At 59.5% G+C, this 25994-nt stretch carries 25 protein-coding genes; 7 read left to right on the top strand and 18 right to left on the bottom strand.

The features are described from left to right. Nucleotides 1-77: 77 nt before the first annotated feature. From BUB29_RS03185 to BUB29_RS03150, 10 genes are all read right to left on the bottom strand, one after another. The gene (locus BUB29_RS03185; protein WP_033521848.1) at nucleotides 78-2717 is read right to left on the bottom strand and encodes an ATP-binding cassette domain-containing protein; all 2640 of its coding nucleotides are present in this window, start codon (nucleotides 2715-2717) and stop codon (nucleotides 78-80) included. 83 nt (nucleotides 2718-2800) lie between these two features. Beyond that, on the bottom strand, nucleotides 2801-3415 hold the full coding sequence (locus BUB29_RS03180; RefSeq protein WP_033521850.1) for an ECF transporter S component: 615 nt from the start codon (nucleotides 3413-3415) through the stop codon (nucleotides 2801-2803). 243 nt (nucleotides 3416-3658) lie between these two features. Then, nucleotides 3659-4819 (bottom strand): hypothetical protein, encoded by a 1161-nt coding sequence (locus BUB29_RS03175; RefSeq protein WP_033521852.1) that lies wholly within the window; start codon nucleotides 4817-4819, stop codon nucleotides 3659-3661. Continuing rightward, nucleotides 4816-5541 carry an ABC transporter ATP-binding protein gene (locus BUB29_RS03170; protein ID WP_081888350.1) on the bottom strand — a complete coding sequence of 242 codons (726 nt, stop codon included), beginning with the start codon at nucleotides 5539-5541 and terminating at the stop codon, nucleotides 4816-4818. The genes BUB29_RS03175 and BUB29_RS03170 overlap by 4 nt, the downstream gene beginning before the upstream one ends. After that, entirely contained in the window at nucleotides 5532-5891 is a 360-nt protein-coding gene (locus BUB29_RS10065; protein WP_234945679.1) for a hypothetical protein, read from the bottom strand. Before BUB29_RS10065 ends, BUB29_RS03170 begins: the two co-directional genes overlap by 10 nt. A gap of 15 nt (nucleotides 5892-5906) precedes the next feature. Further along, nucleotides 5907-6533 (bottom strand): hypothetical protein, encoded by a 627-nt coding sequence (locus BUB29_RS10060; protein ID WP_234945678.1) that lies wholly within the window; start codon nucleotides 6531-6533, stop codon nucleotides 5907-5909. 158 nt (nucleotides 6534-6691) lie between these two features. Next, complete coding sequence (locus BUB29_RS03160) at nucleotides 6692-7198, bottom strand: hypothetical protein (protein WP_033521853.1); 507 nt, start codon at nucleotides 7196-7198, stop codon at nucleotides 6692-6694. A gap of 21 nt (nucleotides 7199-7219) precedes the next feature. Next, complete coding sequence (locus BUB29_RS09655; protein ID WP_143155135.1) at nucleotides 7220-7471, bottom strand: hypothetical protein; 252 nt, start codon at nucleotides 7469-7471, stop codon at nucleotides 7220-7222. 601 nt (nucleotides 7472-8072) lie between these two features. Beyond that, the gene (locus BUB29_RS03155) at nucleotides 8073-8447 is read right to left on the bottom strand and encodes a hypothetical protein (RefSeq protein ID WP_152571760.1); all 375 of its coding nucleotides are present in this window, start codon (nucleotides 8445-8447) and stop codon (nucleotides 8073-8075) included. Nucleotides 8448-8957: 510 nt separating this feature from the next. Further along, the gene (locus BUB29_RS03150; protein ID WP_033521858.1) at nucleotides 8958-10325 is read right to left on the bottom strand and encodes a dipeptidase; all 1368 of its coding nucleotides are present in this window, start codon (nucleotides 10323-10325) and stop codon (nucleotides 8958-8960) included. 219 nt (nucleotides 10326-10544) lie between these two features. Here BUB29_RS03150 and BUB29_RS03145 point away from each other — a divergent pair, with 219 nt between their 5' ends. The 4 genes from BUB29_RS03145 to glnA all read left to right on the top strand — a co-directional run bounded on the left by BUB29_RS03145 (nucleotide 10545) and on the right by glnA (nucleotide 15613). After that, complete coding sequence (locus tag BUB29_RS03145; RefSeq protein WP_033521860.1) at nucleotides 10545-11180, top strand: DUF3043 domain-containing protein; 636 nt, start codon at nucleotides 10545-10547, stop codon at nucleotides 11178-11180. A 295-nt stretch (nucleotides 11181-11475) separates the two neighbouring features. Beyond that, the gene (gene lpdA, locus BUB29_RS03140; protein WP_033521862.1) at nucleotides 11476-12969 is read left to right on the top strand and encodes a dihydrolipoyl dehydrogenase; all 1494 of its coding nucleotides are present in this window, start codon (nucleotides 11476-11478) and stop codon (nucleotides 12967-12969) included. Between the two features lie 105 nt (nucleotides 12970-13074). Then, nucleotides 13075-13848 carry a DUF4191 domain-containing protein gene (locus BUB29_RS03135; protein WP_033521864.1) on the top strand — a complete coding sequence of 258 codons (774 nt, stop codon included), beginning with the start codon at nucleotides 13075-13077 and terminating at the stop codon, nucleotides 13846-13848. Between the two features lie 325 nt (nucleotides 13849-14173). Then, nucleotides 14174-15613 carry a type I glutamate--ammonia ligase gene (glnA, locus tag BUB29_RS03130; protein ID WP_033521866.1) on the top strand — a complete coding sequence of 480 codons (1440 nt, stop codon included), beginning with the start codon at nucleotides 14174-14176 and terminating at the stop codon, nucleotides 15611-15613. Between the two features lie 395 nt (nucleotides 15614-16008). Here the strand turns inward: glnA and BUB29_RS03125 are convergent, their stop codons facing one another. The 3 genes from BUB29_RS03125 to BUB29_RS03115 all read right to left on the bottom strand — a co-directional run bounded on the left by BUB29_RS03125 (nucleotide 16009) and on the right by BUB29_RS03115 (nucleotide 19138). Beyond that, nucleotides 16009-16845, bottom strand: coding sequence for an energy-coupling factor transporter transmembrane component T family protein (locus tag BUB29_RS03125; RefSeq protein ID WP_033521868.1), 837 nt, complete (start codon nucleotides 16843-16845; stop codon nucleotides 16009-16011). Further along, nucleotides 16838-18304 carry an ABC transporter ATP-binding protein gene (locus BUB29_RS03120; RefSeq protein ID WP_033522097.1) on the bottom strand — a complete coding sequence of 489 codons (1467 nt, stop codon included), beginning with the start codon at nucleotides 18302-18304 and terminating at the stop codon, nucleotides 16838-16840. The genes BUB29_RS03125 and BUB29_RS03120 overlap by 8 nt, the downstream gene beginning before the upstream one ends. Nucleotides 18305-18505: 201 nt before the next feature. After that, nucleotides 18506-19138 carry an ECF transporter S component gene (locus BUB29_RS03115; RefSeq protein WP_051914834.1) on the bottom strand — a complete coding sequence of 211 codons (633 nt, stop codon included), beginning with the start codon at nucleotides 19136-19138 and terminating at the stop codon, nucleotides 18506-18508. A gap of 340 nt (nucleotides 19139-19478) precedes the next feature. Here BUB29_RS03115 and BUB29_RS03110 point away from each other — a divergent pair, with 340 nt between their 5' ends. Further along, the gene (locus BUB29_RS03110) at nucleotides 19479-20474 is read left to right on the top strand and encodes a cation diffusion facilitator family transporter (RefSeq protein ID WP_234945697.1); all 996 of its coding nucleotides are present in this window, start codon (nucleotides 19479-19481) and stop codon (nucleotides 20472-20474) included. Between the two features lie 168 nt (nucleotides 20475-20642). Then, nucleotides 20643-21788: an Mrp/NBP35 family ATP-binding protein gene (locus BUB29_RS03105; protein WP_033521870.1), complete on the top strand. Its 1146-nt coding sequence runs from the start codon at nucleotides 20643-20645 to the stop codon at nucleotides 21786-21788. 126 nt (nucleotides 21789-21914) lie between these two features. Here the strand turns inward: BUB29_RS03105 and BUB29_RS03100 are convergent, their stop codons facing one another. Both BUB29_RS03100 and BUB29_RS03095 read right to left on the bottom strand, forming a co-directional pair. Continuing rightward, nucleotides 21915-22283 carry a HepT-like ribonuclease domain-containing protein gene (locus BUB29_RS03100; protein WP_033521872.1) on the bottom strand — a complete coding sequence of 123 codons (369 nt, stop codon included), beginning with the start codon at nucleotides 22281-22283 and terminating at the stop codon, nucleotides 21915-21917. Continuing rightward, complete coding sequence (locus tag BUB29_RS03095) at nucleotides 22283-22783, bottom strand: helix-turn-helix domain-containing protein (RefSeq protein ID WP_234356071.1); 501 nt, start codon at nucleotides 22781-22783, stop codon at nucleotides 22283-22285. The genes BUB29_RS03100 and BUB29_RS03095 overlap by 1 nt, the downstream gene beginning before the upstream one ends. 207 nt (nucleotides 22784-22990) lie before the next feature. On the opposite strand from BUB29_RS03095, the gene BUB29_RS03090 reads away from it, so the two are divergent. After that, nucleotides 22991-23800 (top strand): carbon-nitrogen hydrolase family protein, encoded by an 810-nt coding sequence (locus BUB29_RS03090; RefSeq protein ID WP_033521876.1) that lies wholly within the window; start codon nucleotides 22991-22993, stop codon nucleotides 23798-23800. A 398-nt stretch (nucleotides 23801-24198) separates the two neighbouring features. Here BUB29_RS03090 and BUB29_RS09650 read toward each other — a convergent pair whose 3' ends face one another. The 3 genes from BUB29_RS09650 to BUB29_RS10220 are packed head-to-tail and all read right to left on the bottom strand — an operon-like array spanning nucleotide 24199 to nucleotide 25994. Continuing rightward, nucleotides 24199-25233 (bottom strand): cysteine peptidase family C39 domain-containing protein, encoded by a 1035-nt coding sequence (locus BUB29_RS09650; RefSeq protein ID WP_052109165.1) that lies wholly within the window; start codon nucleotides 25231-25233, stop codon nucleotides 24199-24201. Between the two features lie 18 nt (nucleotides 25234-25251). Next, entirely contained in the window at nucleotides 25252-25650 is a 399-nt protein-coding gene (locus BUB29_RS10225; protein ID WP_268751044.1) for an ATP-binding cassette domain-containing protein, read from the bottom strand. Then, nucleotides 25632-25994 carry an ATP-binding cassette domain-containing protein gene (locus tag BUB29_RS10220; protein ID WP_267895168.1) on the bottom strand — a complete coding sequence of 121 codons (363 nt, stop codon included), beginning with the start codon at nucleotides 25992-25994 and terminating at the stop codon, nucleotides 25632-25634. Before BUB29_RS10220 ends, BUB29_RS10225 begins: the two co-directional genes overlap by 19 nt.

Genomic DNA, 25994 nt, shown 5'->3' with positions numbered 1-25994 from the left:
GTCGACGACGCCGAACCTTGCAGGAACCGTTCGACGCGAATCCAACCCGGTTGCCAAGAAACTCAATTACAGAGAACTCAATTGCCGAAGAAGGAGAAGGTACCGAACCGCCATGCCAGGCACAACGCGATGACCGGCAACGCCAAGCACACCACGAGGAACACTTTGTCACGGATGTGCACTTCGCTCACGCGGGCATGGCTGCGTGGCCCGGTGCCGCCGAATCCTCGCGCCTCCATGGCCGTGGCCAGCGTGGTGGAACGTCGAATGGACAATACCAGCAGGGCGAAGGTCTGCGGGAAGAACGCGCGAATCTTATTGTCATCGCCCAATCCGCGCGAACGCCGGGATGCCGTCAACGCGGTCCAGTCATCCTGCAACACGGAGAACAGGCGCATACCGGCCAAACCGCCGTAGACGAAACGGTCGGGCAGGTGCAGGATCTGGCTGAACGAGTCCGCCAAATCGGTCGCATCGATGCCGATCACGGAGACAATCGCGGGAATGCCGATGGCGAGAATACGCAACGCCGTCGCCAAAGCAAGTTCCGCGGAACGGTCGGTGACGTGCATCAATCCCCACTGCCACCACAGGTTGCCGCCCGACTTGCCGTACAACAGCACGGCCAACGCGGAGCATGGCGCACCGATGAACACCGGCCACGTCGATTTCACCGTCCGCCATGGCATGATGCCGATGGCCGTGAGAATGACGAATTCCATAACAAGCATACTTCCCGCGGACAGCCAGTCGAGGCTCAACAGCAGGGGCAGCGCCGCAAGAAAACCGCCAATCAGACGGTATGCCGGGTTGAGCGACGCCAGGAACGGAGAACGGCTGGATTGGCGTTCCCGCTCGTCGCGCGTGTTCACCTGGCTTACCGGGATCACGCCGTCACCGCAAGACGGCACGCCCCGCTCCCCATCATGCGCGGCATCATGCGCGATATCCCATTCCAATGCCGCGTTCTCGGGCAATAGTTCGACCACACGCGCACCCAATGCCGTGACCAGTTCCCTATCATGCGTGACGACGATGATGCTCACGCCGTCCGACCGCAGTCCTTGGATGAGCTCCACCATCTGCATCCAAGTACTGCGATCCTGCCCGAAGGTCGGTTCGTCGAGGATCAGCACGCGCGGGGCGGCGGCCAGCGCCGAAGCCACGGTGAGCCTGCGCTTCTCCCCGCCGGACAGCGTGTACGGGTTGGCGTTCGCATACCGCAACAGGTTGAAGCGCTCCAGCAGTCCGAGCGCATGTTCCCGCGCCTTCCGCTCGTCGGCACCGGTGCGCAGCGGGCCGAGCATCACTTCCTCAAGCACGCTGCCCTTGGCGAACTGGTGTTCGGGATTCTGGAACACGTAGGAGATGCGGGAGGCGAGTTCGGTGGATTTCCACGAACCGGGATGCGTGCCGCGAGCGCCTTCCGCCAGCGAGCGCGATGCTTCCACGTCGCCGTCTACTGGTTCGAGCAAGCCTGCCAGGGTGAGTGACAACGTGGATTTGCCTGCGCCGTTCGCGCCGACGATCGCGGTGATTTGGCCTTGTTTGAAAGCGATGTTGATGCCGGTCGCTACTGCCGTGCCGTTGCGTCCGATGGTGAGGTCATGGGTGCTCAATACCGGTTCACCGGTGCCTTCGCGGGCTGTGTAGTCGGGTTCGCTGTCGACGTGGATGGGTTTGATGCGGTATTCGTCGCGCATGTATCGTTCCGGTACCCAGATGCCAAGTTGCGCGAAGTCAAGGTTCGGATCGTTGAACACTTCGTCCGGGGTGCCGTCCGCGACGATGACGGTACGGCGTTCCGTGTTCTCGCCGTCGTTCTTATCATTGCCATCATTGGCATCGCTGCCATCGCCGCTGTTTTCCGCGCTGTTTTCCGCGCTGTTTTCCGCACTGTTTTCCGCACTGTTTTCCGCGGATCCCATCACGACCACACGGTCGATCAGGTCGATCCACGGTTCGGCGCGATGCTCCACCAACACCATGGTCGAATGGAATTCGTCAAGCACGTCACGCACCGCGCCCACCACTTGGGTGACGCCATTGGGGTCGAGGTTCGCGGTGGGTTCGTCCAGCAGCAGTACGCCCGGTCGCATCGCCAACGCGCCCGCCAAGGCGAGCCGTTGCATCTGCCCGCCACTCAAGTGGGTGATCGAACGGTGCAGTTGCAGGCCTTCCAAACCGACCGCGGCGAGCGCGTCGTTCACGCGCCGCCAGATTTCGTCACGTTCCACATTGAGGTTCTCCGGTCCGAAGGCGACATTGTCGCCGAGCCGTTGGAACACGGCTTGCGCGTCCGGATCCTGCAAGACGAGTCCCACACGTCCTCTCGCCTCATGCACGGGAACGCCGTCCACCAGTACGCGTCCTTCGGTGGCACCACCTTCGGCGTCGACCACGGCGATCGTGCCGTCTTCCGCGGTTTCCTCACCTTGCGCGAATTCGTCGGAGCCCAACAGACCGGCTCCGCCTTCGAGAATGGTGGATTTGCCGATGCCGGACGCACCCAAGAGCAGCACGCGCTGCCCGGCTTCGATATTGAGATTCAGGCCGCGCACGCTGAAATGTTTGCGTGACGCATGGCGGTAGCCCCAATGTTCGAAACGCAATGCGGCGTTTCGGAACGATGCGCTGTTGGGTGTTGTTGAAGATTCGGACACTGTGATGATCCTTGCTGCAGTCTTCGTGATGGTGGCGTTCGCCGTTTCCGGCATGGGTGTTCGGAACATATCGATACGGCCCGCATCGGTTCGTCGCGGACCGTTGCAGGCCGTACCGGCTGGTGTTGCGGGAGCGGCTAGTTCAGGCCGCGCACCTCACGACCGGAGGCGAACTTGTCGAGTGCGCCGGTTTTGGCGATGCCGACGTACAGGAACCACATGAGCAGACCGGCGACCAGCGTACCGGAAACAACGGTGGTGATGAGGTAGACGATGCCGTAGGAGCCTGCGATGTCGATGGCCTGCAGGTGGGTGAAGAAGCTGTAGGCCCAGCAGCCGACGCCGGACAATGCTCCGGAAAGCAGCATGGTGCCGATGTTCCACTTCCTGTAGGCGAAGATGATGAAGGCGATTTCGGCGGTCACGCCCTGCACGAGGGCGATGGCGAAGGTGTCGAGGCCGCCCCACTGGTTGCCGAGCAGCGCTTCGAGCACGCCGGCGACCACTTCGGCGTAGATGGCCGCGCCGGGCTTGCGTACGATAACCGCCGCGAGCGGTGCGGCGAACAGCCACAGGCCGTTGAACAGGCCGGCGAGACCGGGGATCACGGCTTCGAGCACGCCCCACGGGGCCGCGGTGACGATGGCGACCAGCCAGTAGATCAGGGCCGATGCGACGCCGATCACGGATGCGACGGCGATATCGATGACGCGCCATTTGAAATTGGGTTTGTTCATGGTTGTTGCAGACATGGCAAGTGCCTTTCTTCTCAGGTCGACGTAGCGCGTCGGCGGGGTTCAAGGCACGGGAAATAAGAGCGACAATATCCGTGCCCGGCATTGCCCGTGCACGTTCCATCGGTCGAGATCCTCTCGATCTCCTCTCAGCCGCCGTATGGGGGCGGCTCCCGTGTCGCTTCCACCATAAAGTCCCGCCATGACTATCGCAATACCGTGTCCACCTCGCCTATCACCTGTCACGTTTACCACCGCCGGCTATCGGCTTTTGAAGAATCGCAGCAGCTGGGATTCACGCACGCATATGCCGGCAAGGAACGTCGCGACGGTGACACCGGCGAAGGTCATGGCCGGCACCCGGCAGGCGGCGAGGAATATCTCCAGCCATCCGTCCACGGACATGCGCCAGCAGTACGCGCACAGCAATGCCACGCATGCCAGACTCGCCAAGCCCGACCAGATCAGCGTTTCGATGTGCATGCCGAGCATCTGCGCTCCCTTGGATTGGCCGATATGCAACGCTCCGGCGTATTCGAGCCGTCGACGGCGCACGGAGATCACACCGACGATCACACCGATGCCCAGAGCCACGTACGGCAGCCATGCGGACATGCGATGCCTGTAGTTGGATGCCGCATCATAGCGACTGTCGAAGGATTTGTTGACCTGCGCGACGGCCGTGTTGCCATCCGATGCGGTGACGATGGCCGTGGTTCGCAGCAGCTCGTCGGTTTGTTCGGTGAGCGGCCATTGCTTGGCCCAGCATTCGGTGAAGGTGCCCGATGATGCGGATACCGGCACGATCGCCGCATAGGCGAATCTGGAGTCACGCCCGTCGTTGGGCCAGGAGTACACGCCCGCGACGGTTATGTCACCATGGTTGGTTTGCATGACGCTGCCTTTGACGAGGCCGAAATCGCGGGACACGTCCGTGGAAACCCAGATGCCGGACGTGTCGACGGTACCGTTCGTCCCCGCCGGCGACGACGTCTGCGCCCCGGAGTCCCTGGAGTTTCCGGAGGATGCGGAGGATGCGGAGGATGCCGCGTTTTCGCCACCGGAGACGAGCAACGGTATGAATCCCGGCGTCACCTCGTATGCGGGCAGTTCCATGCCCGGCGTGGATGCCGCGGTGATGCTGTCCGTGGCCCGCGCCGCGCCGGACAGACTGGGACCGTTAGCGACTTGGGTGAGCGCATCGCAGGCCACGCCATCCACACCGGCTCCGACCAAGGCCTTGGTGTCCGCATCGGATGCGATGCGCGTGACGGCTTCCTGTTCAAGCTGCACGATGGATGTGGCTTCATACCCGCCCAGCAGCAGTCCGGTAATGAAAACGACGAGGAAGAACCATGCGGCGCGTGCGGTTCCCGCGCTGATGTTGCGCACGGCTTCGGAAACAATCGATTGCAGTCTCACTGTTCGCCCTCCTCGCCCACGGTCGGCGTGGAAACGGTAGGCTCATCCGTTCCGGAGGGAACAGCCTGAAGGTCCGCGCCGGAGTCCTGCGCGTCTTTTCGCTCTTCCCCGCTTGCGGCGGGCGCGTAATGCGCAAGATCGATGACCCGTCCGCACGCGTCCCTTGCACGCGGATCATGCGTAGCCACCACGACGATCATGCCCTGCCCGGCGAGATTGCCCAGCACTTCGCTGACCGAGTCAGCGGTTCGCGTGTCCAATTGGGCGGTCGGCTCATCCACCAGCAGCACGTCGGGGTGCGAGCACACCGCACGCGCAAGCATGAGCCGCTGCGCTTCGCCTCCGGACAGTTCGGAGAATCTACGGTCCACCGCATAGTCCAAATCGAACAATCCCATGACCTCCTTGGCTTCCGGGATCGCTTCGCGTCGGCTCATGCCATGGCAGAGCAGCGGAAAGACCACATGGTCGAGCGCGGTTCGTTCGGGCACGCCGTACGGGTTCTGGAACACCCATCCGATGCGGTGGATGCTTTCACGTTCCACTTGCCCGGCCCACGGTCTGACCCATCCCGCAAGAATGGACAGCAACGTGGATTTGCCGCATCCCGATGGACCACAAAGCGCGACGGTCTGCCCGGGGGCGATGGTGAAGTCAAGGTGTTCGAAAAGCACATCCGTTCCCGGGAAACGATGCGCCAACCCGATTGCCTTCAGGAGCATGTCGCGCCCGCGATCTTCGAGCCCACGGCCACCGAGGTGATGGAGGCGGCATCACCGGAACCAAGCTGCACAAGGCTTACGCCGAGCGACGAGCCCACGATGCTGACGGTGTGCGATGTTCCGTCCGGCGTCATGATGCAACCTTTGTTGCCGTTGATGCCGTAGACCGCTCCGGCCGGCACGCGCAGCGCGTTGATGGCTTGCGGCAGCGCGAGCGTGGCGCTGATACCCGCGGCGAGCGTCTCCTTGGTTTGGGACTGGTATTCCTCGGTCGCCGACACCTGTTTGAGATAGTCGGCATTGTCTATGGCGGTTTGCCCTGCAGGCAGGGTGGTCGGCTGCCCGTACACCGTGATGATGCGGTCCTAATCCGATGGCGTGGCGTTCTTGATGCTGAGTTTGACGAGCGCTCCCGGGATCTCACCGATCTGCGTACCTTGTGTGATGTTCGCGCCGGCTGTTGCCTGCCAGTCGCCGACGCTGATGTTTGGTTCGGGAATCCATAGGATGTCGGCGAGCTGCAGGGTGCCGTCGCTATCGGAACCGTTGTCCGCCATCAGTTGCTTCCACCCTTGCTGCGTGTTCCATGAATAGCGGTCGCTGTCCGGATCGGACAGGTATCCGAGTCGGTTGAGCTCGTTGTTGAACGCCCGGACGTCCTGACCGCGGTCCTCCACATGCAAGTCGCGGTAGAGCGGTATGGCGGTGTTGAGCGCGATGACGGCACGGTCGTTCACGCGTATGCACGCGCGTCCGGAAGCCAGTCCGCCGCTCGAATAGTCCGCGGTTACGGTGCCGTTGCTGTTGCCGAGCAATGCACGGCTGGTCGAAATGCTGGGGATGAGGGTGACGGTCTGCGATCCGCAGTATTGCTGCGTGGAGACTTTGGCTTCGGTGATTTCCCCTGAAGCGCCTAGTAATGCCGGCGGCCGGTCGGGTAGGAACACCGCGCACGCTCCCACGCTGACCGCCGCCGCCACGATGATGGACATTACGACCCATACCGCGACGTTGGCGTGCCGACGCCGTTTACCGGCATCTCCTCCCTTGACTCCTCGTTCACGACGGAACAACATTGCTCTCATCCCCCTCGATGATTTGCGTCGAATCTCATCCCATACTTGGCATCATGTTTGATGTGCAGGCCGCATCACCCCAGCGGTTTCCAATACGAGTCGGCATCCTGCGTATTGGCGACCCCGTACTGATAGAGCGTGAAGCATTCCTGCGCCTCCGCACTGGAGAAGAACGCCGGTGCCGAACCGCTGCTCCAATCTTTCGAGAACTGTTCCTTGGTGTACGAGGTCGGTGCGACCTTCTTTTGGATGAGACAGTTCACGAGCAACTGATCGCTATCGGTCGACAGCTCGGGATTGCTTTCCTGCGTGCGATACAGCTGGTCGGTGTTCGTGTTCTCCGAAATCGAGCAGAAGTTCAGATCGTTGACGAGCTTCTCGTCCTGCGTCTTGCTCATGCCCTCTTCGTTCATGCTGGGAACCGCATAGAATCCGCCGTATGCGGTCGGTTTGGGGTCGGTCCACCCACGGTTCATGATGCAAGAGCGGAAATTCATCCAGGACTGTTCATAATCGACGCGGGATACTTTCCCCTCATTGGCGATCGCACGGTCGATGATGTCCCGCTGCGCGTCGCTCATCGGAATCTGCGTGCTGTTGGATTACTTGCGGATGTCGTCGTCGCTTTTCAGCATCCACTCCGCGTATGCCTTCAACGATGACGCATAATGCTGCCGGTCGCTTCCTTCAGCCGACTGCGGTGTGGAGGCCGAGGAGGATGAAGAAGAGGAAGAAGCGCTGGAATCAGTCCCCTTGTTCTTCGCGGCCCCCGGAACGGAACATCCGGAAAGACAAACCCCAACACATACCGCAATCGCCACGGCGGAAAAAAATTTATGCCACATGTTTTTCATCACAACCTCCCCCATAGGGCCTGTTTGCGCCGCTGAGTCATCGTTGCGGCGGCGCAAACAGGCATCTACTCATATCTACTGATATGAGTATTCCACCCAATCTTCATGCGCAGCTTGGGTACCATTCGCGATGGTATGGCATTGTGTATATTTGGAGGCCGATTGGTATCGTACAATCGTTCGGTCTTGCACAGACCTGCAGTAATGGCTTCGCGAGAAAGAATAACCTGTTACATCAGACTTGGTGGGTGTAACATCCCAGCTAGCCTGATAATACCCTATGTTCGTGTTTCCCTTGCTGACAGGATATTGTATATACGCGTTAGCAGTAGCAGCCACCCCAGTGCACATTCCGAAAGCAGCAATAGCAGACACTATCGCTGTTATCATTCTTTTTCTCATATTAATCCCCTTTGATTAAAGATGAATTATTAATTACCCTTCGAGCTCAACCCCCCTAGAAATTCAGCTCAATTCCACTGTATATCAAACTGCTATATCATGTCATCTGACACGCCGCACATATCGCATTCTCCGCTGTCACATTTATAGCCGTCTGTACGGCATAAATAACAACAACCAGCAAACAACATGGCAAATGCTAGGGAAGGAATATACTGCCCGGCACTGGGGCATCCGAATCACTCTCAAAATCGCCGAAATCCATCGCCACAGTTTGCGCGCCAGTCACATGGGAATTGTTCGAATGCCGATTATCCACGGAACGAGGAACCTGCATCTCCAGTCCACCCGTTGGAAGTTCCGAATACACGCTGCACATCGTCCCAACGGCATAACAGGCAAATCCCAGAACCGCAATCACCATATACATGCTGGCAAGAATTAAACATCCGGCATTGATAAGATCCACGCCGTCAGAGTCCGGCGAGAATTGGTAATTGAATCGGTAGCGTGGCAGTGGCTCAAGCATGGCCGGTCGGACACACACCATCAACTGGGCATATTCCAGCATCACATACCCTATACTCTGTTAGATTCATCAGCGCTTGTTCATTGGCATCTGTCGGTACAGGAATATCCACCCCACCCGTTCCAAGTAGCTATATAACACGCATATAGTCGTACGACACAGCAGTAATGTCAGCCTCGGTAAGCATGGCAGGTGTTGCTTCATCATCGGTGACTGCATACGCCGGAATCGCGATACATCCCAGAATCATCATTGAGACCGCTGCGGAAATAAGGACTGCTGATCGTTTCATCATTGATTTCATGATTTTCTCACCCCGCAGCCAGTATTACCAGCGTCGGCTATGCGAGGCGTGCCCATTACAGAATCATCAGGGAGACCATCTCGGAAAAACGATTATGGAAGTGCGAACGAGGGCGGATCATGAACGGTAATGACGATGGCCGTGATCGCGGCGGCATATACCACTGCGGTCACGGCCATCATCGCAACGTTACGACCAATGTCACGACCAATGTCACGGCCAACACAGCCAACCTGTTGGCCGATGCGGGCTCACTTGGCGAGCTTGTTGAGCAGCAGCGCCTCGGTGATCACATTGTTCTTCAATCCCGGCAGGGAGATGGACTCGTTCGGGCTGTGCGCGTTGGCCTTCGGATCCTCCGGACCGGTGACCAGCACCTGCGCGTTGGGGAAGATGCGCTGCAGTTCGGGAATGAACGGGATCGAACCGCCCTCGCCCTTGTTGATGGGGGCCACGCCGAACGCCTCCTCCATCGCTTCCAGCGCATCCTTGGTGGCCACGGCATTCGGGTCCATGGCCCAGCCCATGCCGTTCTCACCATACTTCACGCTCACTTCGGCGCCGAACGGGGCGTGCTCCACCAGGAAGTCCGCCAGCGCCTTCTGTGCTTCTTCGGGGCGCTGGTTCGGCGCGGTGCGCAGGCTCAAACGGAACGTGGTTTCGGGGCTGATCACGTTGAATGAGCCTTCGACCGGATGCGCGTCGAAACCGATCACGGTCACTGAAGGCTTGGTCCACATGCGGGAGGCAAGCGAACCCGTGCCCGCAAGACGATAGCCGGACACCATGCCGGAATCCTCGCGCACGGTAGCCTCGTCCAGATCGCGCTGCAGGCCGCCGATCGGCTCCTCCGCCTTGACGCCCGGCACCACCAGATCGCCGTTCTCGTCGTACATGGAGGCGATTAGCATCGCGGCGAGCGTATTCGCGTCGAGAATCGGACCACCGTACTGGCCGGAATGCACCGGATGATCCAGCACCTTCACGGTCACGTCGATGTCGGTGTTGCCGCGCAGGGAGGTGGTCAGACTCGGAATGTCCGCGGACCAGTTGCCGGAATCGGCCACGATGATCACATCGGCGTCGAATTCGTCACGATGATCCTCGATGAACGGGATGAAGCTTGGCGAGCCCATCTCCTCCTCGCCTTCGATGAACACCTTGACGTTCACGCCGAGATCGTCGCCCAGTGCTTTCAACGCACCGGAGTGGATGGCGATGCCGCCGCCGTCGTCCGCTGCGCCGCGGCCGTAGAGACGACCGTCGATTTCGGTGCCGACGAACGGGTCGGTGTTCCACACGCTCGGATCCGGCACGGGCTGCACGTCATGATGCGCGTACAGCAGTATGGTCGGGGCTTCCGGGTCGACGATCCTGGATCCGATGACTTCCCATGCGCCGGGCGTGCCGTCGGGATTATGCGATTGCGCCACTTTGGCGTCCACGCCCACTTCGCGCATCTGTTCCGCCACGAACTGTGCGGAACGCTTCATATGCTCGGCGGTTATGCCGTGAGCGGAAATGGACTGCAATGCAATCTTGCGGTTGAGCACATCGACGATGCGCTGCCAATCCTCTTCGACGCGGGCGCGGATGACGCCCGTTTCAAGCTGTGCCATATATACCTCTTTTATTCTTGCTCGTTGCCGCCCGTCCGTCGCCGCGCACGGATGCGCCTGCGCCCGGACTCTGGCGAGCCGACTCGATAGCAATCGTATATTCCGCGCACGCCCACGCAAAACGCATCCCCGCACTGGCGTGACGGAAAGCCCGCAAAGCCTGATGTTCCAAGCATTCGCGCGGCATGCTGCGTCTAGGCGTCACCGTAATCTGCAAGCATGACATGGAACCCAAAGAAGAAGGATGAGGCCCAGAAGTCCGTCGATGACGCGGCCGAGCACGCCTCCTCCCAGAACAACGATAAAGGTCAGAGCGCCGGCAAGGGCCATCCGACCCCCAAACGCAAGGACGCTCAGGCGCAGAACCTGCGCCCGCTGGTGCCCGCCGACCGCAAGGCCAGCGCCAAGGCAGCCAAAGCCCGTATCCGCGCCCGTGAGGACGCCCAGTACGAGGCCATGAAGAACGGCGACATCAACAACATGCCGAAGTCGGAGCGACTGCCGTGGCGCGTGTATATCCGCGACTACGTCGACGCCCGTCTCAATATCGGCGAATTCTTCATCCCCATCGCCCTGATCATCATGATCGGCTCGATGGTGGCGAGCGCTTTCCTGCGTAACGCGTGGGCGTCCATCATTCCGATGATTCTGCTGTACGTGTATCTCGGCGCGGTGATCATCGATGTTGCGGTGATGTGGCACAAGCTGAAGAAGAAGCTGATCGACAAGTACGGTGAGGCTTCCGTGGCGAAGGGCACGCGTTCCGCGTCCTATGCGTGGAGCCGTGCGATTCAGATCCGCCGTTGGCGTCTGCCGAAGCCGCGTTACGACAAGCGTGGTCATTGGCCGGAGTGATCGGCTGATGGCTGGGATTGCGTGCGATTGTCTGATTGTGATGTTCCGATTAGTTACCGATTGATTGCCGATTGGCTGATCGACTGCTCGGCTGACGCGCGTTTCCCATGTTTCCCGCGTTTCCCTTGATTGTTGGACGCCCCGGGTGTTGTCGCCCGGGGCGTTCTCGCATATTCCGCCGCACATCCACCGCACTTCCGACGTACATCCGCTGACGCGCTAAGGTGGAGTTGACGTTCCGTACCCCAACCCATACCAATATCCAACCATGTCAACGAACGGACGGGCAGATCCCATGAACGAACAATTCGACATCGCCGTCATCGGTGCCGGCCCCGGCGGCTATTCCACCGCCCTACGCGCTTCCCAGCTCGGCCTGAACGTGGCGCTCATCGAACGCGACGCCACGCCGGGCGGCACCTGCCTCAACCGCGGTTGCATCCCCACCAAAACGCTGCTCGACATCACCGCCACCTTCGATGCCGTCCGCCACACCGCCGACGCAGGCATCAACGCGCGCATCGACTCCATCGACTTCAACGCCGTGCATGAACGGCGCACGCAAGTCGTCTCCACCATGGTCCACGGGCTATCGGCGCTGCTCGCCCAACGCGGCGTCACCGTCTTCCAAGCCGAAGCGAGCCTCGACCGCGATGCTTCCGTCGACCCGCAATGGCATACGGTTCGGCTCGCCGCCTCCCCCAACACCGCCGGCGTGCTCCGCCGCGATGCGAAGAACAGCACGCCGCAAGGCCCGGAGCTCACCATCGAAGCACGGCATGTGGTGCTCGCCACGGGTTCACGCCCGCGCCCGCTGCCCGGCACACCGTTCCATAACGCGATCATCGACTCGACGCAGGCGCTGGCCATCGACTTTCCCAAGTCGGCGGTGATCATCGGCGCGGGCGCGGTCGCCGTCGAATTCGCCTCCATCTGGAATTCCGCCGGATGCGATGTCACCCTCATCATCCGCAAGGACCGTGTGCTCTCCGCATGGGACCGTCGCGTCGGCGTCACGCTCACACGCGAACTGGCACGCAACGGCATCACCATCATCAAAAACGCCAGCATCACGCACGTCGAATCCGATTCCCCCGCCGAAGCGACCGTACGCTACCGCGTCAAAGGCTCCGACGAGGAAACCACACTGCACGCCGACACCGTTCTGGGCGCCATCGGCAGGGATGCCAACACGAACGCCACCTGGCTCAGCGACGCCGGGGTCGAACGCGACGAACAAGGTCTGATCATCACCGACGCCTACGGGCGCACGCACGCACGCGACATCTGGGCCGTGGGCGATATTGTCGCCGGGCATGCGCTCGCCCATCGCGCATTCGAACAGGGCATCACCGTGGCCGAACGCATCGCCGGACTCGACGTGGAACCCGTGGATGAGGATACGGTTCCGCAAGTCGTGTTCTCGCGTCCGCAGGCCGCGTGCGTGGGTCTGACCGGAGCGCAGGCGAAGGCGGACGAACGGTTCCTCAACGTCGCCGAAACCGCGTACCCGATGATGGGCAACGCCCGTATGCTGATGAGCGGCACGACCGGGGCGTTGAGCGTGGTCAGCGGCGAGCTGGCGACGAAACCGGGCGCGCGCGTGGTGTTGGGCGTGCACATGGTCAGCCCGGAAGCCACCGAACTGATCGCCGAAGCGGAACAGTTGGTCGGCAACCGTGTGCCGCTCAGCGAAGCCGCACGGCTCATCCACCCGCATCCGACGTTCTCCGAAGCGTTCGGCGAAGCCCTGTTGAAAGCGGACGGCAGGCCGTTGCACACGAGGTGAACGCTCCCGCAGCACCCCCGTTCCCCCGGTATTCCGTAATATTCCTTAATGCTGGTAGACTATTGGCCAGTATGCCAACAGCGACGAGAAGCAAGTGAGGGAGTCATGGCGAATAAGCCCGCGAAAAGAAGCATGATCAAGCAGATCATGCAGGTCTACAAGTTCACCTATGAAGAGGATAAGCAGCTGCCTTGGCTGATGGGCCTGGTGTTCGCCGCGCCGATCGTGCTGGCGATTGTGCTGGGTGTCGTGTTCAAGTGGATGTGGCTGACCTGGATCCTGATGATGATCGCCGCGATCCTGTTCGGCGTCCTGTTCGCCACCATGATGTTGACCCGCCGCGCCGACGCGGTCGGATTCCGCAAGATGGAAGGCCGCCCGGGCGCCGCCATCAGCATCCTGAGCAACATGAACAAGGCCGGCTTCAGCTTCCCGCAGGAACCGGTGTGGATCGATCCGCGCACCAAGGACGCCATCTGGCGCGGCACAGGCTACAACGGCATCTACCTGATTGGTGAAGGCAACGCCGAGCGTCTCAAGCATGCGATGGACCGTCAGGAGCACGCCATCAAGGGTGTGACCGCCGGTTCCTCCATCCCCGTGTACCGCATTTACATTGGTACCGGCAAGGGCCAGACCCAGCTGAAGGATCTGCGCAAGTACATCGTCAAGCTGAAGACCCTGCAGCCGAACACCACCACCAACAAGCTCATGAAGACGATTCACCCGCATCAGCGTTTCCTGCTCACCAAGACCGAGCTCACCACGCTGAACGATCGTCTGCGCACCCTGCAGGCCAAGACCGGCTACAGCATTCCGAAGGGCGTGGATCCGACCCATGCCCAGAAGATCAGCCGTCGAGCCATGCGCGGTCGCTGATCCGCAACGCAACCGTCATACGAATCCCGGCCAAGTGGCCGGGATTTTTTTGTATCCGCTCCCCTCCTTCGCGCTCCCACATAGCGCTCCCCCGAGTTTCCATCGCTCCCCGTTACGCAACCCGTCGCATCACCCTGTCATGCCGCCCTGTCATGCCGCCCGTCCACTGTGTGGACAGGCGGTTTTACCCATTTCCCCGAAATACCGGGCGCCACGCATCGCGGATTCCATCTCGAAACATTCTCGTAACCGAACATACGAGTCCGTGAAACGCACCCTCCTATGCTTGTCTCACGTAACTTCTGATTGTGAAAGGAGCGGTCCCGTGACCGACGAACTGAAAACCAAGGCTGATGCCGAGGCCCTTATCAATAAGGAAGGCGTGGAGTACGTCTCCGTCCGTTTCACCGACCTTATCGGTGTGCAGCAGCACTTCACCGTGCCGGCAAGCGAATTCCTGAAGGACGCCTTTACGGACGGCATGCCGTTCGACGGTTCTTCGGTGCAGGGCTTCCAGGCCATCAACGAGTCCGATATGAAGCTGGTTCCGGACGTGTCCACCGCCTTCATCGATCCGTTCCGCAAGCACAAGACCCTCGACGTGGCCTTCTCCATCGTGGATCCGCTCACCGATGAGCCCTACTCCCGCGATCCGCGTCAGGTTGCAGGCAAGGCCGAAGCCTACCTGAAGTCCACCGGCATCGCCGACACCGCCTCCTTCGCTCCGGAAGCCGAGTTCTTCATCTTCGACAAGGTTCGTTTCGAGAACTCCATGCAGCGTTCCTTCTACGAGGTGGACTCCATCGAGGCCCCGTGGAACTCCGGCATCGACACCGAAGACGACGGCACCCCGAACATCGGCTTCAAGAACCGCGTCAAGAAGGGCTACTTCCCCGTTCCGCCGATCGATCACACCCAGGATCTGCGCGACGACATGGTCGCCAACCTGCAGAAGGTCGGCCTGATTCTCGAGCGTTCCCACCATGAGGTGGCCGGCGCCGGTCAGCAGGAGATCAACTACCGCTTCAACTCCCTGCAGCATGCAGGCGACGACCTGATGAAGTACAAGTACGTTGTGCACGAGACCGCCGCTCTGGCAGGCAAGGCCGCGACCTTCATGCCGAAGCCGATCGCAGGCGACAACGGCACCGGCATGCACTGCCACCAGTCCCTGTGGAAGGACGGCAAGCCGCTGTTCTACGACGAGAAGGGCTACGCCGGCCTGTCCGACATCGCTCGCTGGTACATCGGCGGCCTGATCAAGCACTCCTCCTCCGTGCTGGCCTTCACCAACCCGTCCCTGAACTCCTATCACCGTCTGGTTCCGGGCTACGAAGCTCCGGTCAATCTGGTGTACTCCGCACGCAACCGTTCCGCCGCCATCCGTATTCCGCTGGCTGGCACCGCCCCGGCTGCCAAGCGTATCGAGTTCCGCGCCCCGGATCCGTCCTGCAACCCGTTCCTCGCCTTCTCCGCACAGCTGATGGCAGGCCTGGACGGCGTGCTGAACCATATCGAGCCTCCGGCACCGGTCGACAAGGATTTGTACGAGCTGCCGCCGGAAGAGCACGAGGGCATCAAGCAGGTGCCGAGCTCCCTGGCCGAGGCCATGGACGCCCTGGAAGAGGATCACGACTTCCTGACCGCCGGCGACGTGTTCACCGACGATCTGATCGAGACCTGGCTGGACCTCAAGCGCGGCGAGATCGACGAAGCCCGTCTGGCTCCGACCCCGCTCGAGTACGAGCTGTACTTCCACATCTGATAGCCACAGCGTTTCATATAGGAGAACCCCGCCGCTCTTTGGACTGGCGGGGTTCTCCCGTCTCTGCTCCCGGCTACGAAAACATTCGGACGCGTCTTGCAAGACTGCTTTGTGGCCGCCCTTCAGAATACCGGCGATGTTCCCTAACGGCCGCCCACATGGTTCCGTAGGTGGTTTTATGGTTCCGTAGGTGGTTGGCCACAATACGTGGATACGGCAATGGCTTATTTCACGCCATTGTTCGCGTGGGTTTCTTACCTGAACCACCTACGGAAGCGCATAACCACCTACGAAAGCACGCATATCCCCATCCACGCATATGTTCTCATACATACTTCAGCTTTTGCCTGGTTTTATAACACAACCATGCCAAATACCAAGAGCCAGAGCGGCAGTCAGTTGCTCACGCCGCTGAACGCCCAATGCCAGTAGCCGGTGCAATACGCCGTGATGAGTGCAATCGCCGGTACCGCAGCGCATATCAGGTAGAATCCCCAGTCAACCGCATGCAATCGCGATTCACGGGCTTGGCTGCGCGGCAGTTCGGAACCGAATCCACGCGCCTCCATCGCCGTGGCCAGCTTCGTGCCACGCCTGATCGACACCACCAGCAGATTGAATGCCTGGGAGAGCACGCGCTTAATCACATTGCCGTCGCCGAGTCCGCGCGAGCGACGGGACTGCCCCAGTGCACGCCAATCATCCTGCAACAGGGTGAACATGCGTAGGCCGGCCAAACCGCCATATACGAATTTCGACGGCAAATGGAGGATCTGCACGAGCCCGTCGGCCAAATCGGTCGGATCGAGACCAAGCGCCAGCATCACGCCCGGCACCGCAATCGCGGCGACACGCAGAAACGTCGCCAATGCCAAATACAGCGACCCTTGCGAGATCACCACGAATCCGCCTAGATTCGCCAACACCACACCCGAAGTCTTGCCATACAGAGCCACGGATACGAAGCTTCCCGCAGCGGCGATCCACACCGGCCAGGTCTTGCGCAACACCGTCCACGGCGCAATGCCGCCGATCCATAGCAGCAGCATTTCCAACCCGAACGCCACCGAAGCCGACATGATATCGAGCGTGAAGAACATGGGGATGCACAAGATCAGCGCGCCGATAAACCGACTGACCGGATTGATCTTCGCGATGAACCAGGACGGCGATGCGGGTCGGGCCACATCTACACGTTCCGTATGCGACACTACGCCGATGGTTTCAGTCATGCTGTTCCTCCTCGCTGACAACGATACGGCGTGCGTCCAATGCCTCGATCAATGCCTCATCGTGCGTGACCATAATCACCGCGGAACCGGCGTCACGCACGTCGGCGATCAAACGCACCATTTCCGTCCATGTGGTGAAATCCTGACCAAAGGTCGGTTCGTCCATCACCACGACCTTCGGCGCGGCGGCCATCATGGATGCGACCGACAGTCGCCTTTTTTCCCCACCTGACAGTGTGAACGGATTGGCCGGGCCGAATCGTTTGAGATTCATACGTTCCAGAATCTCGTCCGCGATCCGATATGCCTCCTCATCCGTTTTCCCCATGGATTTCGGTCCTACGGCAACCTCGTCGCGCACGCTGGCGGTAACGAACTGGTGTTCCGGCTCCTGAAACACCATGCCGACACGCCCCAGCAGATCACGGCTCTTCCAACTGCCCACATCATTGGCGCGATGCGGCGGCACCATACTCTCCGCCACGCGCACATGACCGGCAAGCGGTTCGAGCAGACCCGCCAAAGTAAGCGCAAGCGTGGATTTGCCCACACCGTTGCGCCCCGTCAATGCGGTGACCTCACCGGCATGGAATTCTAGATCGATATGTTTGCCAAGCGGGAACTCACGGCCGAAGCTCAGATCGTCGGTTCGCAGCACCACCTCGCCGGCAGACCGCTCCGGATGATACGGTGTGATGGCTCGCCCAGGCACCCATGCGCCGCCTTCGGCAAGCACATCGCCCAGGGTGCCGAACACCTCGCCCGGCGTGCCATCCGCAATCACGCCGCCGGTCAGCGAATCGCCGTCAGGCTTGCCCAGTACGATCACGCGGTCAACCGTGTCAAGCCACACATCGATATGATGCTCGACCACGATCAGCGTTTCCCCGGTGCGCTCGACCACATGCTTGACGGCATCATGGACTTCCTTCACGCCGTCGGGATCGAGATTCGCCGTCGGCTCGTCAAGGAGCAATAATCCGGGGTGCATGGCCAGCACACCGGCCAGGGCAAGACGCTGACGCTGACCACCGGAAAGCTTGCGTGTGGAATGGTCGAAGCGCATGTAGTCAAGTCCGACGATATCCAGTGATTCGCGGGCACGCTGCCAGATTTCGTCTTTGGGCACCCCCAGGTTTTCGCATCCGAACGCGACATCATCGCCCACACGTTCCAGAATCGTCTGCGCGTCCGGGTCCTGCAATACCAGGCCGGAGACTCCACGCACCTTACGTGCGTCCCTGCCACCAACCAGCAGCGTCCCCTCCTGCTCGCCGTCATCATCGCCGCCAAGCACGCCTGCCAGTCCAGCCATCAGCGTGGATTTGCCGGCACCAGAGGCGCCAAGCAGCAGCACACGCTCCCCCGGCCGGATGTCGAAGTCGACATGGCGTAGGGCGAAATCCTTACGTGAAGCGTGCCGCCACCCCCAGTTGCGCGCGGACACGCCTACCCCCATGGAACGTTCCCCGGCGCCGGCATACGCATCTGCGCTCATACGAGCATCCGCACCGGTATCGGCTCCGATTCCGGCATCATCACCAGAGGCAACGGTAACCATCGAAATCCCCCTCAACAAGCAATACGTCGTAATACGTAAACAATCAAACAAACACAACGGGTCCCACGCCGCACACCAGCGGCGTGGGACCCTGGCCGCTCAGACCAGCGTCTGGGCGCGACCGGACTCGAAACGATCGAGCACACCGGTCTGTGCGATGGCACGATGCAGCAGGTACATCACCACGCCGGCCAGCACAACACCGGAAACAATGGACGTGCACAGGTAAATGCTGGAACGCAGCACACCCCATGCCGGGTTCATAACCCAGTAGTAGATGCCGCAGCCCACGCCGGCCAGAGCGCCGGAAACCGCGGTGGTCAGCATATTCCACTTCTTATAGGCGAAAATCGCGAATCCGATTTCCGCGCCGATGCCCTGCATAATGCCCACGATCAGCGAACCGCCGACGCCCCACTGGTTGCCCATGGTCAGTTCCAGGGCGGCGGCGAGCGTTTCGGCGAACAGCGCGGCACCAGGCTTGCGCACGATGATGGCGGCAAGCGGGCCGGCAAACAGCCAGAACGCGTTCAGCAGGCCTTCGAAGCCCGGCGTCACAGCGCCAAAAATGGCCAGCGGAGCCGCGCAGACAATATCCCAGCCCCAGAAGATCACGCCGGATGCCACGGCGATGATGGCGGCCACCACGATATCGACCACACGCCAGGTGTTGCTGTGCTTGCGGACCGTGGAGGATTCGTTCTCCACGGCATCGATTGTTGGTTCAGTCATTACTGTGCCTTTCTCTCATTCAAGGCACGGGAAGAGAGACATCCGTGCGCCGGCATTGCCCGGTAAACGTTCATACGGTCGAAGCGTTCGCTTCCTCTCAGCCTCACGGCCCCCGTGTCATTGCCCGATAGTACGCAGCACGCTCGATTTCCTGTCTTCGCTTCCACGAGCATCGGCGGCTGGCGGCGCCGAACGCGGGATGCATGCTCCTTCAATCCCCGGAAATGCTCTAGGATGGCCTAGGAAGAGCGAAAGGAATGTTATGACCGCCGAAACGAATACCAATGACGCATCGGACATGCCGGTCTCCGACCAACCAGTTTCCAGCCAACCGTCACAGATGGGGCAGACGAACGGAGGAAACACCAAGCCTGCCCATGCTGGATCCGCCGTCAAAGCCGCACTCATCGCCAACATCGGCGTAGCCTGCGCGAAATTCGCCGCAGCCGCTTTCACCGGATCATCCTCCATGTTCTCCGAATCGGTGCATTCCGTGGCTGATTGCGCGAACGAGATCGTGCTCATGTTCGGCGACCGTGCCTCCGACCGCAAGTCCAAAGGCGACCATCCGTTCGGCATGCATCGTGCGAAATATCTTGCCAGCTTCATCGTCGCCACACTGTTGTTCTTCGTCGGTGGCGTGTTCGCCGTCAGTCAGGCGACGAAGAAACTCATCGGACTGCTCGACGGCTCCGTGGACCGCCAGGTCGATTCGCTCGAACTGCTCGCCGCGCTGGCCGTGGTCGTGATCTCCGCCTATCTTGAAGGCTACGGCCTGCACACGTCCATCAAGGAAGCACGCGAGCGCATGGATCGCGTAAAGGTCGAGGAGGATTCGCTGATCGGCTTCTGGCGCCGCACCAAATCGGCCGAGCTTGCGTCGGTGATGATGGAGGACACGCTTGCCTTGATCGGCCTGCTGTTCGCCGGTCTTGGCATCGGCTGCTCGATGCTGACCGGTGACGAACTGTACGATACGATCGGCGGTATGATGGTCGGCCTGGTGCTGGTGATCGGCTCGGCCGCGTTGGCGTTCAAGTCCGGTTCTCTGTTGCTCGGCGAGGATGTGGATCCGCGTACGCACAAGCTGCTTTCGCAGGCGGTGAACAATACGCCTGGCGTGGAACGGCTTATCAATATGCAGGCGATTCACATGAATGAGGATGCCGTGCTGCTGTGCTTGAAGGTGCAGACGTCCAAGTTGGACCGCGACTACGATGTGGAGACTGTCGACAAGATCGAGAAGAACATTCGCGCCGCATTGCCCTGGTATGAGTGGGAGATCTATGTAGAACCGGATATCTGGCGTGCGAACCATGTCTCCGCTGAGGAATAGCGGTTTTCCGTTTTCGTTTCGCATATCCGAGCAACGCCATTGATTCGGCCGTCTGCGTTTCCGGTGCATGTTCTACCTATGATGCGCGGTGGAAATGCGGGCGGCCGAACACGGTTCTGGCGTGGCACGGGGCCACCCGCTAAGGTGGTAGGCGCACACAGGAGGATCATGAACGACATTCACACCATCGAAGCGAATATTTTCGAACGACTAAGCCACGTCATCGACCCGGAATTGGGCCGTTCCGTCACCGACCTCGGCATGATCACATCAATCGAGGCCGTGCGGGCGGAACGCACCTGTGACGATGGCGGCGACGTCATCGACGTGACCGTCCACGTGGAACTCACCGTCAAGGATTGCCCCCTGAGCGAAACCATCACCAATCAGATCAACGGCGCGGTGCGCTCCTACACCGACCCCGACTCCCCCGGTGCCACGCTCGTGCCACACATCGAAGTCAGTTCCATGCCGCAGGACAAGCTGACCAGTCTCGTGCAGACGCTCAAGGCGGAGCGCAGGCAGAACCCGTTCAGCAAACCCGGCGTCAAAACGCGCATCTTCGCCATCGCATCCGGCAAAGGCGGCGTGGGCAAATCCTCCGTAACCGCCAATCTTGCCGCGACTTTCGCCGCGCTCGGCTACGATACGGCCGCCATCGACGCGGACATCTACGGTTTCTCGCTGCCTCGGCTGTTCGGCGTGCACACGCAACCCACGAATCTGAACGGCATGCTGATGCCGGTGACCGCATGGGGCGTGAAGCTTATTTCAATCGGCATGTTCGCGGGCGCGGACCGTGCGATCCTGTGGCGTGGCCCGCGATTGCAGCGCTCGTTGGAGCAGTTCCTTTCCGACGTGTGGTGGGGTGAACCGGATGTGCTGCTGCTCGATCTTGCGCCCGGCACCGGCGATATGGCGATTTCGGTGGCGCAGGCGCTGCCGAATGCCGAACTGGTGGTGGTGACCACGCCGCAGCCGTCCGCTTCAGATATCGCCGTGCGGTCCGGACTGGTGGCGCTGCAGGTGCCGATGAAGGTGCGCGGCGTGGTGGAGAACATGAGTTACTACGAGCACAAGGGTGAGAAACTGCGGATTTTCGGCGAGGGCGGCGGGCAGCGTGTGTCCGAGCAGTTGACCGCGGCATTGGGCCATGATGTGCCGCTGATGGCGCAGTTGCCGCTGATGCCCGAACTGCGCGAGACCGGTGAGGCTGGCCGGCCTGCGGTGCTGACGCCGGAGGGCGCGTTGGCCAGCACTCCTTTGGCGGACGAGTTCACTTCGCTGGCACGGCGGCTTATGGAATTGCACTGAGCCGTCCCCTTACCGCGTTTTGGGTGTCGATTCGGACGTTTCCGGGCTTGATTTCGTCCGAATTGACACTCATCTGCCTGATTTCGTCCGAATGGACTGCACTCTACGGGCTCACCATGGCCAACATCAATCTTCAATAGCTTCGACGTAGGGTGTAAGTTGCGTCAGCAATACCGCTGCGTCCCTAGTGGCGGATTCATACAAGGCGAACGGTTCGATCTCGTCATATTGGTGAACAATCACGTTACGCAGAGCGTGCAGTTCCCTCCATGGCAGTTCTGGCACCGCACTGCGAAACTCATCCGACAGTTTCTTTGCCGATTCCTGCACCTGCACCATATCCATGGCGACCGAGTTGAACCGCATATAATCCTCTTCCAATGCTTCCGCCGACGCCACTGCCGAGGCATCACGATGCGCACGTTCAAGGTGCTCGACAAGTCGGATAAGATTCGTTTCGTCCCGATACCTCTGATCCGCATGAATCCTCGCCATCACGCCACCTGCACCATGTCAGATTGGATATGCTCATAAAATCGACGACTGGCACGACTGTTCCGAGCGTTACGCTGTAATGCCGTAAGCGACATTAACGACACCTCACGTTGCAAGGCGCTTTCAAGTTCGTCCTTCACCGCAGCCAATTCCACCAAGCCAAGCCGTGTGCCCGGCCCGGCAACATACAGCAGATCCACGTCTGATTCCGCATCGGCATCGCCTCGGGCAAACGAACCATACAGATATACTTCCGCAAGCCCATGCTTCTTCGCGATCTCACCGACGATAATCCGTATTGTCGCAGTTTCCAGCGGGCTGGCATTTTCGGCAAGCGACTGCAACGCATCCGCATACCGCTGCAGAAAATCCTGCGTGGGGTTCCCATCACGTTCGGCCCTCGACAATGCGGACTGTGTAGTGCCTATCGCCTGTGCAATATCCTGTTGGCTCAATCCACGCTTCATACGTTCAGCCCTTAGATTCTCAATCATGCTCATATCCCATATATAGCACATACGCTATATTGTCGGCACTGCTGACGCCGTTACGCCACAATCACTTCCCACTTGGTGGTTCATTCGGTCGTTTCTGGGCCCGATTTCGTCCGAATGAACCACCAACTGCGCGATACCGTCCGAAGCGACCGCCTTCCATGAATGCGCAGCTGCGACCGCTGGTAACGCAACAGTGCGAGAATGCCGAGTATGAGAGTCGCCATCGCACAGTTTGCGGTCGATCGTGAACCGGATCGCAATATCGAGACCATCCGCACCTATGCCATGCAGGCCTCAGCCAACGGCGCACGCGTGCTGCTGCTACCTGAGGGCATCATCGCACGGGACGCAACCGACCCGTATTACCCGGCACATCACGCACAACCAATCGACGGACCGTTCGTCGCGGCACTGCGAGCGATCAGTGCGCAGACCGGCGTCACGCTGATGGGAACCGTGCACGTAATTGATCCGACAGCGCCCAAACCAAGCAACGTATTTCTTGTTATCGGCAATGGCGAGATCCGCCTCGCCTACCGTAAAATCCACCTGTACGACGCGTTCGGCGAGCGCGAATCCGACGTGATCGAGACGGGCAACGAGGTTCCGCCGCTTATCACCATCGACGGCTGGCGGTTCGGCGTGATGACCTGCTACGATCTGCGGTTCCCCGAACTGGCACGGGCGCATGCCATTGCCGGCGCGGACGTGTTGGTCGTCTCGGCAGCCTGGGCGCGTGGAGCGGACAAGGTGGACCATTGGACCACGCTATGCAAGGCACGTGCGTTGGAGAACACATGCTACTTGATGGCATGCAGCGAACACAGCGCGCATAACATCGGGCACAGCATGGCCGTTGACCCGATGGCGCATATGATGGCACAGTCAGAAAGCGACGACGTCGTGTTCGCGGATTTCGACCGGGATACGTTGGATAAGGCTCGACAGACGCTGCCGGTGCTGTGCAATAGGCGTTTTACAGCGCCGGTGCTGCAGGGCGCGACACGGACGACTGATTAGCCTGTCCCTACATTCGCCTGAAACAACCGACCGTGCAGCAGATGGGTGTCGATTCAGACGCTTTCCGCTGGTTGGGTGTCGATTCGGACGTTTTCGGGCCCGATTTCGTCCGAATGGACAGCCGAATAGAGAAAACAGCAGAGCAAAAAATCATCACAGCCAGCGTATTCAGTACTAATGCTGACGATATAACTTTGCGTACAACTTCCCCTCGGCCATTAAGCTCTCATGCGACCCATGTTCAACAATATGCCCATCATCCATCACATATATCTCATCAAACATGCGTATCGAGCTTAGCCTGTGCGCCACCACCACACACGCGTATGGCGCACGCATAAGGGCTCTCATTATCTTGTTTTCCGTAACATTATCCAGCGCACTGGTCGGCTCATCCATCACAAGGACTGTTGCACTGCGGATTGCGCAGCGGTCTCCTTATCAACCAGCTTTTTGGATTTCGCAGCATATATCGTCGAGACCATGAGAATAACAAAGCAAATCGCCAATGTCACCATTGTGAGCTGCGGTGAGTAGTTGATCATCATCACCAGATACACGGCAAGAAACACGAAGGACACCAGCGATCCAATCATTCCGGTAGCCAGCATTTGTTCAACGACAGCCACTAGATTCGCCCGGTAGATCATATCGCCACTTGTTCGGTTTACGAAAAAGGCAAACTCTCGTTCAAACACTCCCCGCATATATTTGCGGAATAGAAAGTTCCCAAACCCTATCCTTAATCGAGCGTTCGCCAATCCATTGAGCATGGAAATCAGGTAATACAGCGCAAAAGAAACAAGCATCATCGCGAACGCGGCCAGCAGAAACCCCTCGCTGGTGCACAGCTGCCGACGATTGACGATAAATCCCATTCCTGTTGGAGGAATCAATCCCAAGCTTTGTATTGCAAGCGACAATACTATGGCACTCAACACGAAAACCGGGGAAGAAACAAGGAAGTCCTTAATCACTCCCATGCAATTCGAGTCGCGCCATGCCCCGCGAATGGATCTTTTCTCTCCCGCACGCTCGGTAAGCACAGCCGCCGAGGAACAGTGCCTACGAAAATCCTCTTCTCGCACGGATGAACGCCCACTCGCCGGATCAATAATATAGAAACGGCCGAATGCGTAATGGCTCAAGACTATGAAGTGATGATGATTCCATAGCAGGATGGACGGCGAATCCAGTTTTTTGAATCCATCGATATTCCGTACTGCAACGGCCCTGTTCGTCACCCCGTAATCATTCAGAATGGTCACTATATTTTTGATGCTTAGCCCGCCACGAGGAACACCATACGCATTACGCAAATCCTCCAATCCGGAATCGCGCCCATACGCCTTGAGTATCATGGCACATGCAGCCAAGCCACATTCGCTGTGCTCCCCCTGTTCGACGAGAGGGATACGCAAATGCCCTGCCATACAAAGCCTCCTCTTAACTTACAAGCCAAAACCAACATGCTCATGTTCTTTGCCGAGCATCGCGGCCTTTGAGAATTCATCGAACGAGTTGAAATCGGAGAGCATCGCATCCAGGGCAATATGCTTGTGATCAAGCACGATAATACGATCAGAGACGTTCCAGCAATAATGCAGGTCATGGGTGATCGTAAGTATCGTACGGTTATCGGCACGCAGCCTTCCCATATACTCAATCAACAGATCACGTGTCAGCGGATCAATGGCATTCGTGGGTTCGTCGAGCATGATGACATGCGGGTCGAACATCATGCCGGCCACTATTCCCACTCGTTTGCGCAATCCTGAGCTTAGGTCAGAGACCTTTTTGTCCAGCTGGTCGTTCAATTCGAATGCCCGAACTAATGGATTCTTCTCCAAGGCTTCAAAAAGGTCTTATCGTCATCCTTTGGCTTGAATAGCATCTTGCGGAACTTGAAATTCTCTCGCACGGTCATCGTGTCGATAAGGCCGCCCTGTTCGGTCATTTGGAACACGTCTCTCATTGAGGGAACAAACGCTTTGTTAATGGCAGCGTACCCCGACCAGGGCCGCCGTAATCCAACTATGAGATCGAACAACGTGGTTTTCCCAACACCGTTATAGCCCAAAATAGCCAATGACTGTCCCTTGGGGACTGCAAAGGTGATATGTTCGAGCACCGCCTGCTTACGCTTGTACCCAAAGGTCAAGTCGTTTACTTTGATAATATCCGTTGTGTTCAT

Origin of the sequence: Bifidobacterium merycicum DSM 6492 (genome assembly GCF_900129045.1) — a bacterium.
Taxonomy (GTDB): Bacteria; Actinomycetota; Actinomycetes; order Actinomycetales; family Bifidobacteriaceae; genus Bifidobacterium; species Bifidobacterium merycicum.
Note: the sequence above shows the minus strand (reverse complement) of the source record. Positions and strands in the feature narration are given on the sequence as shown.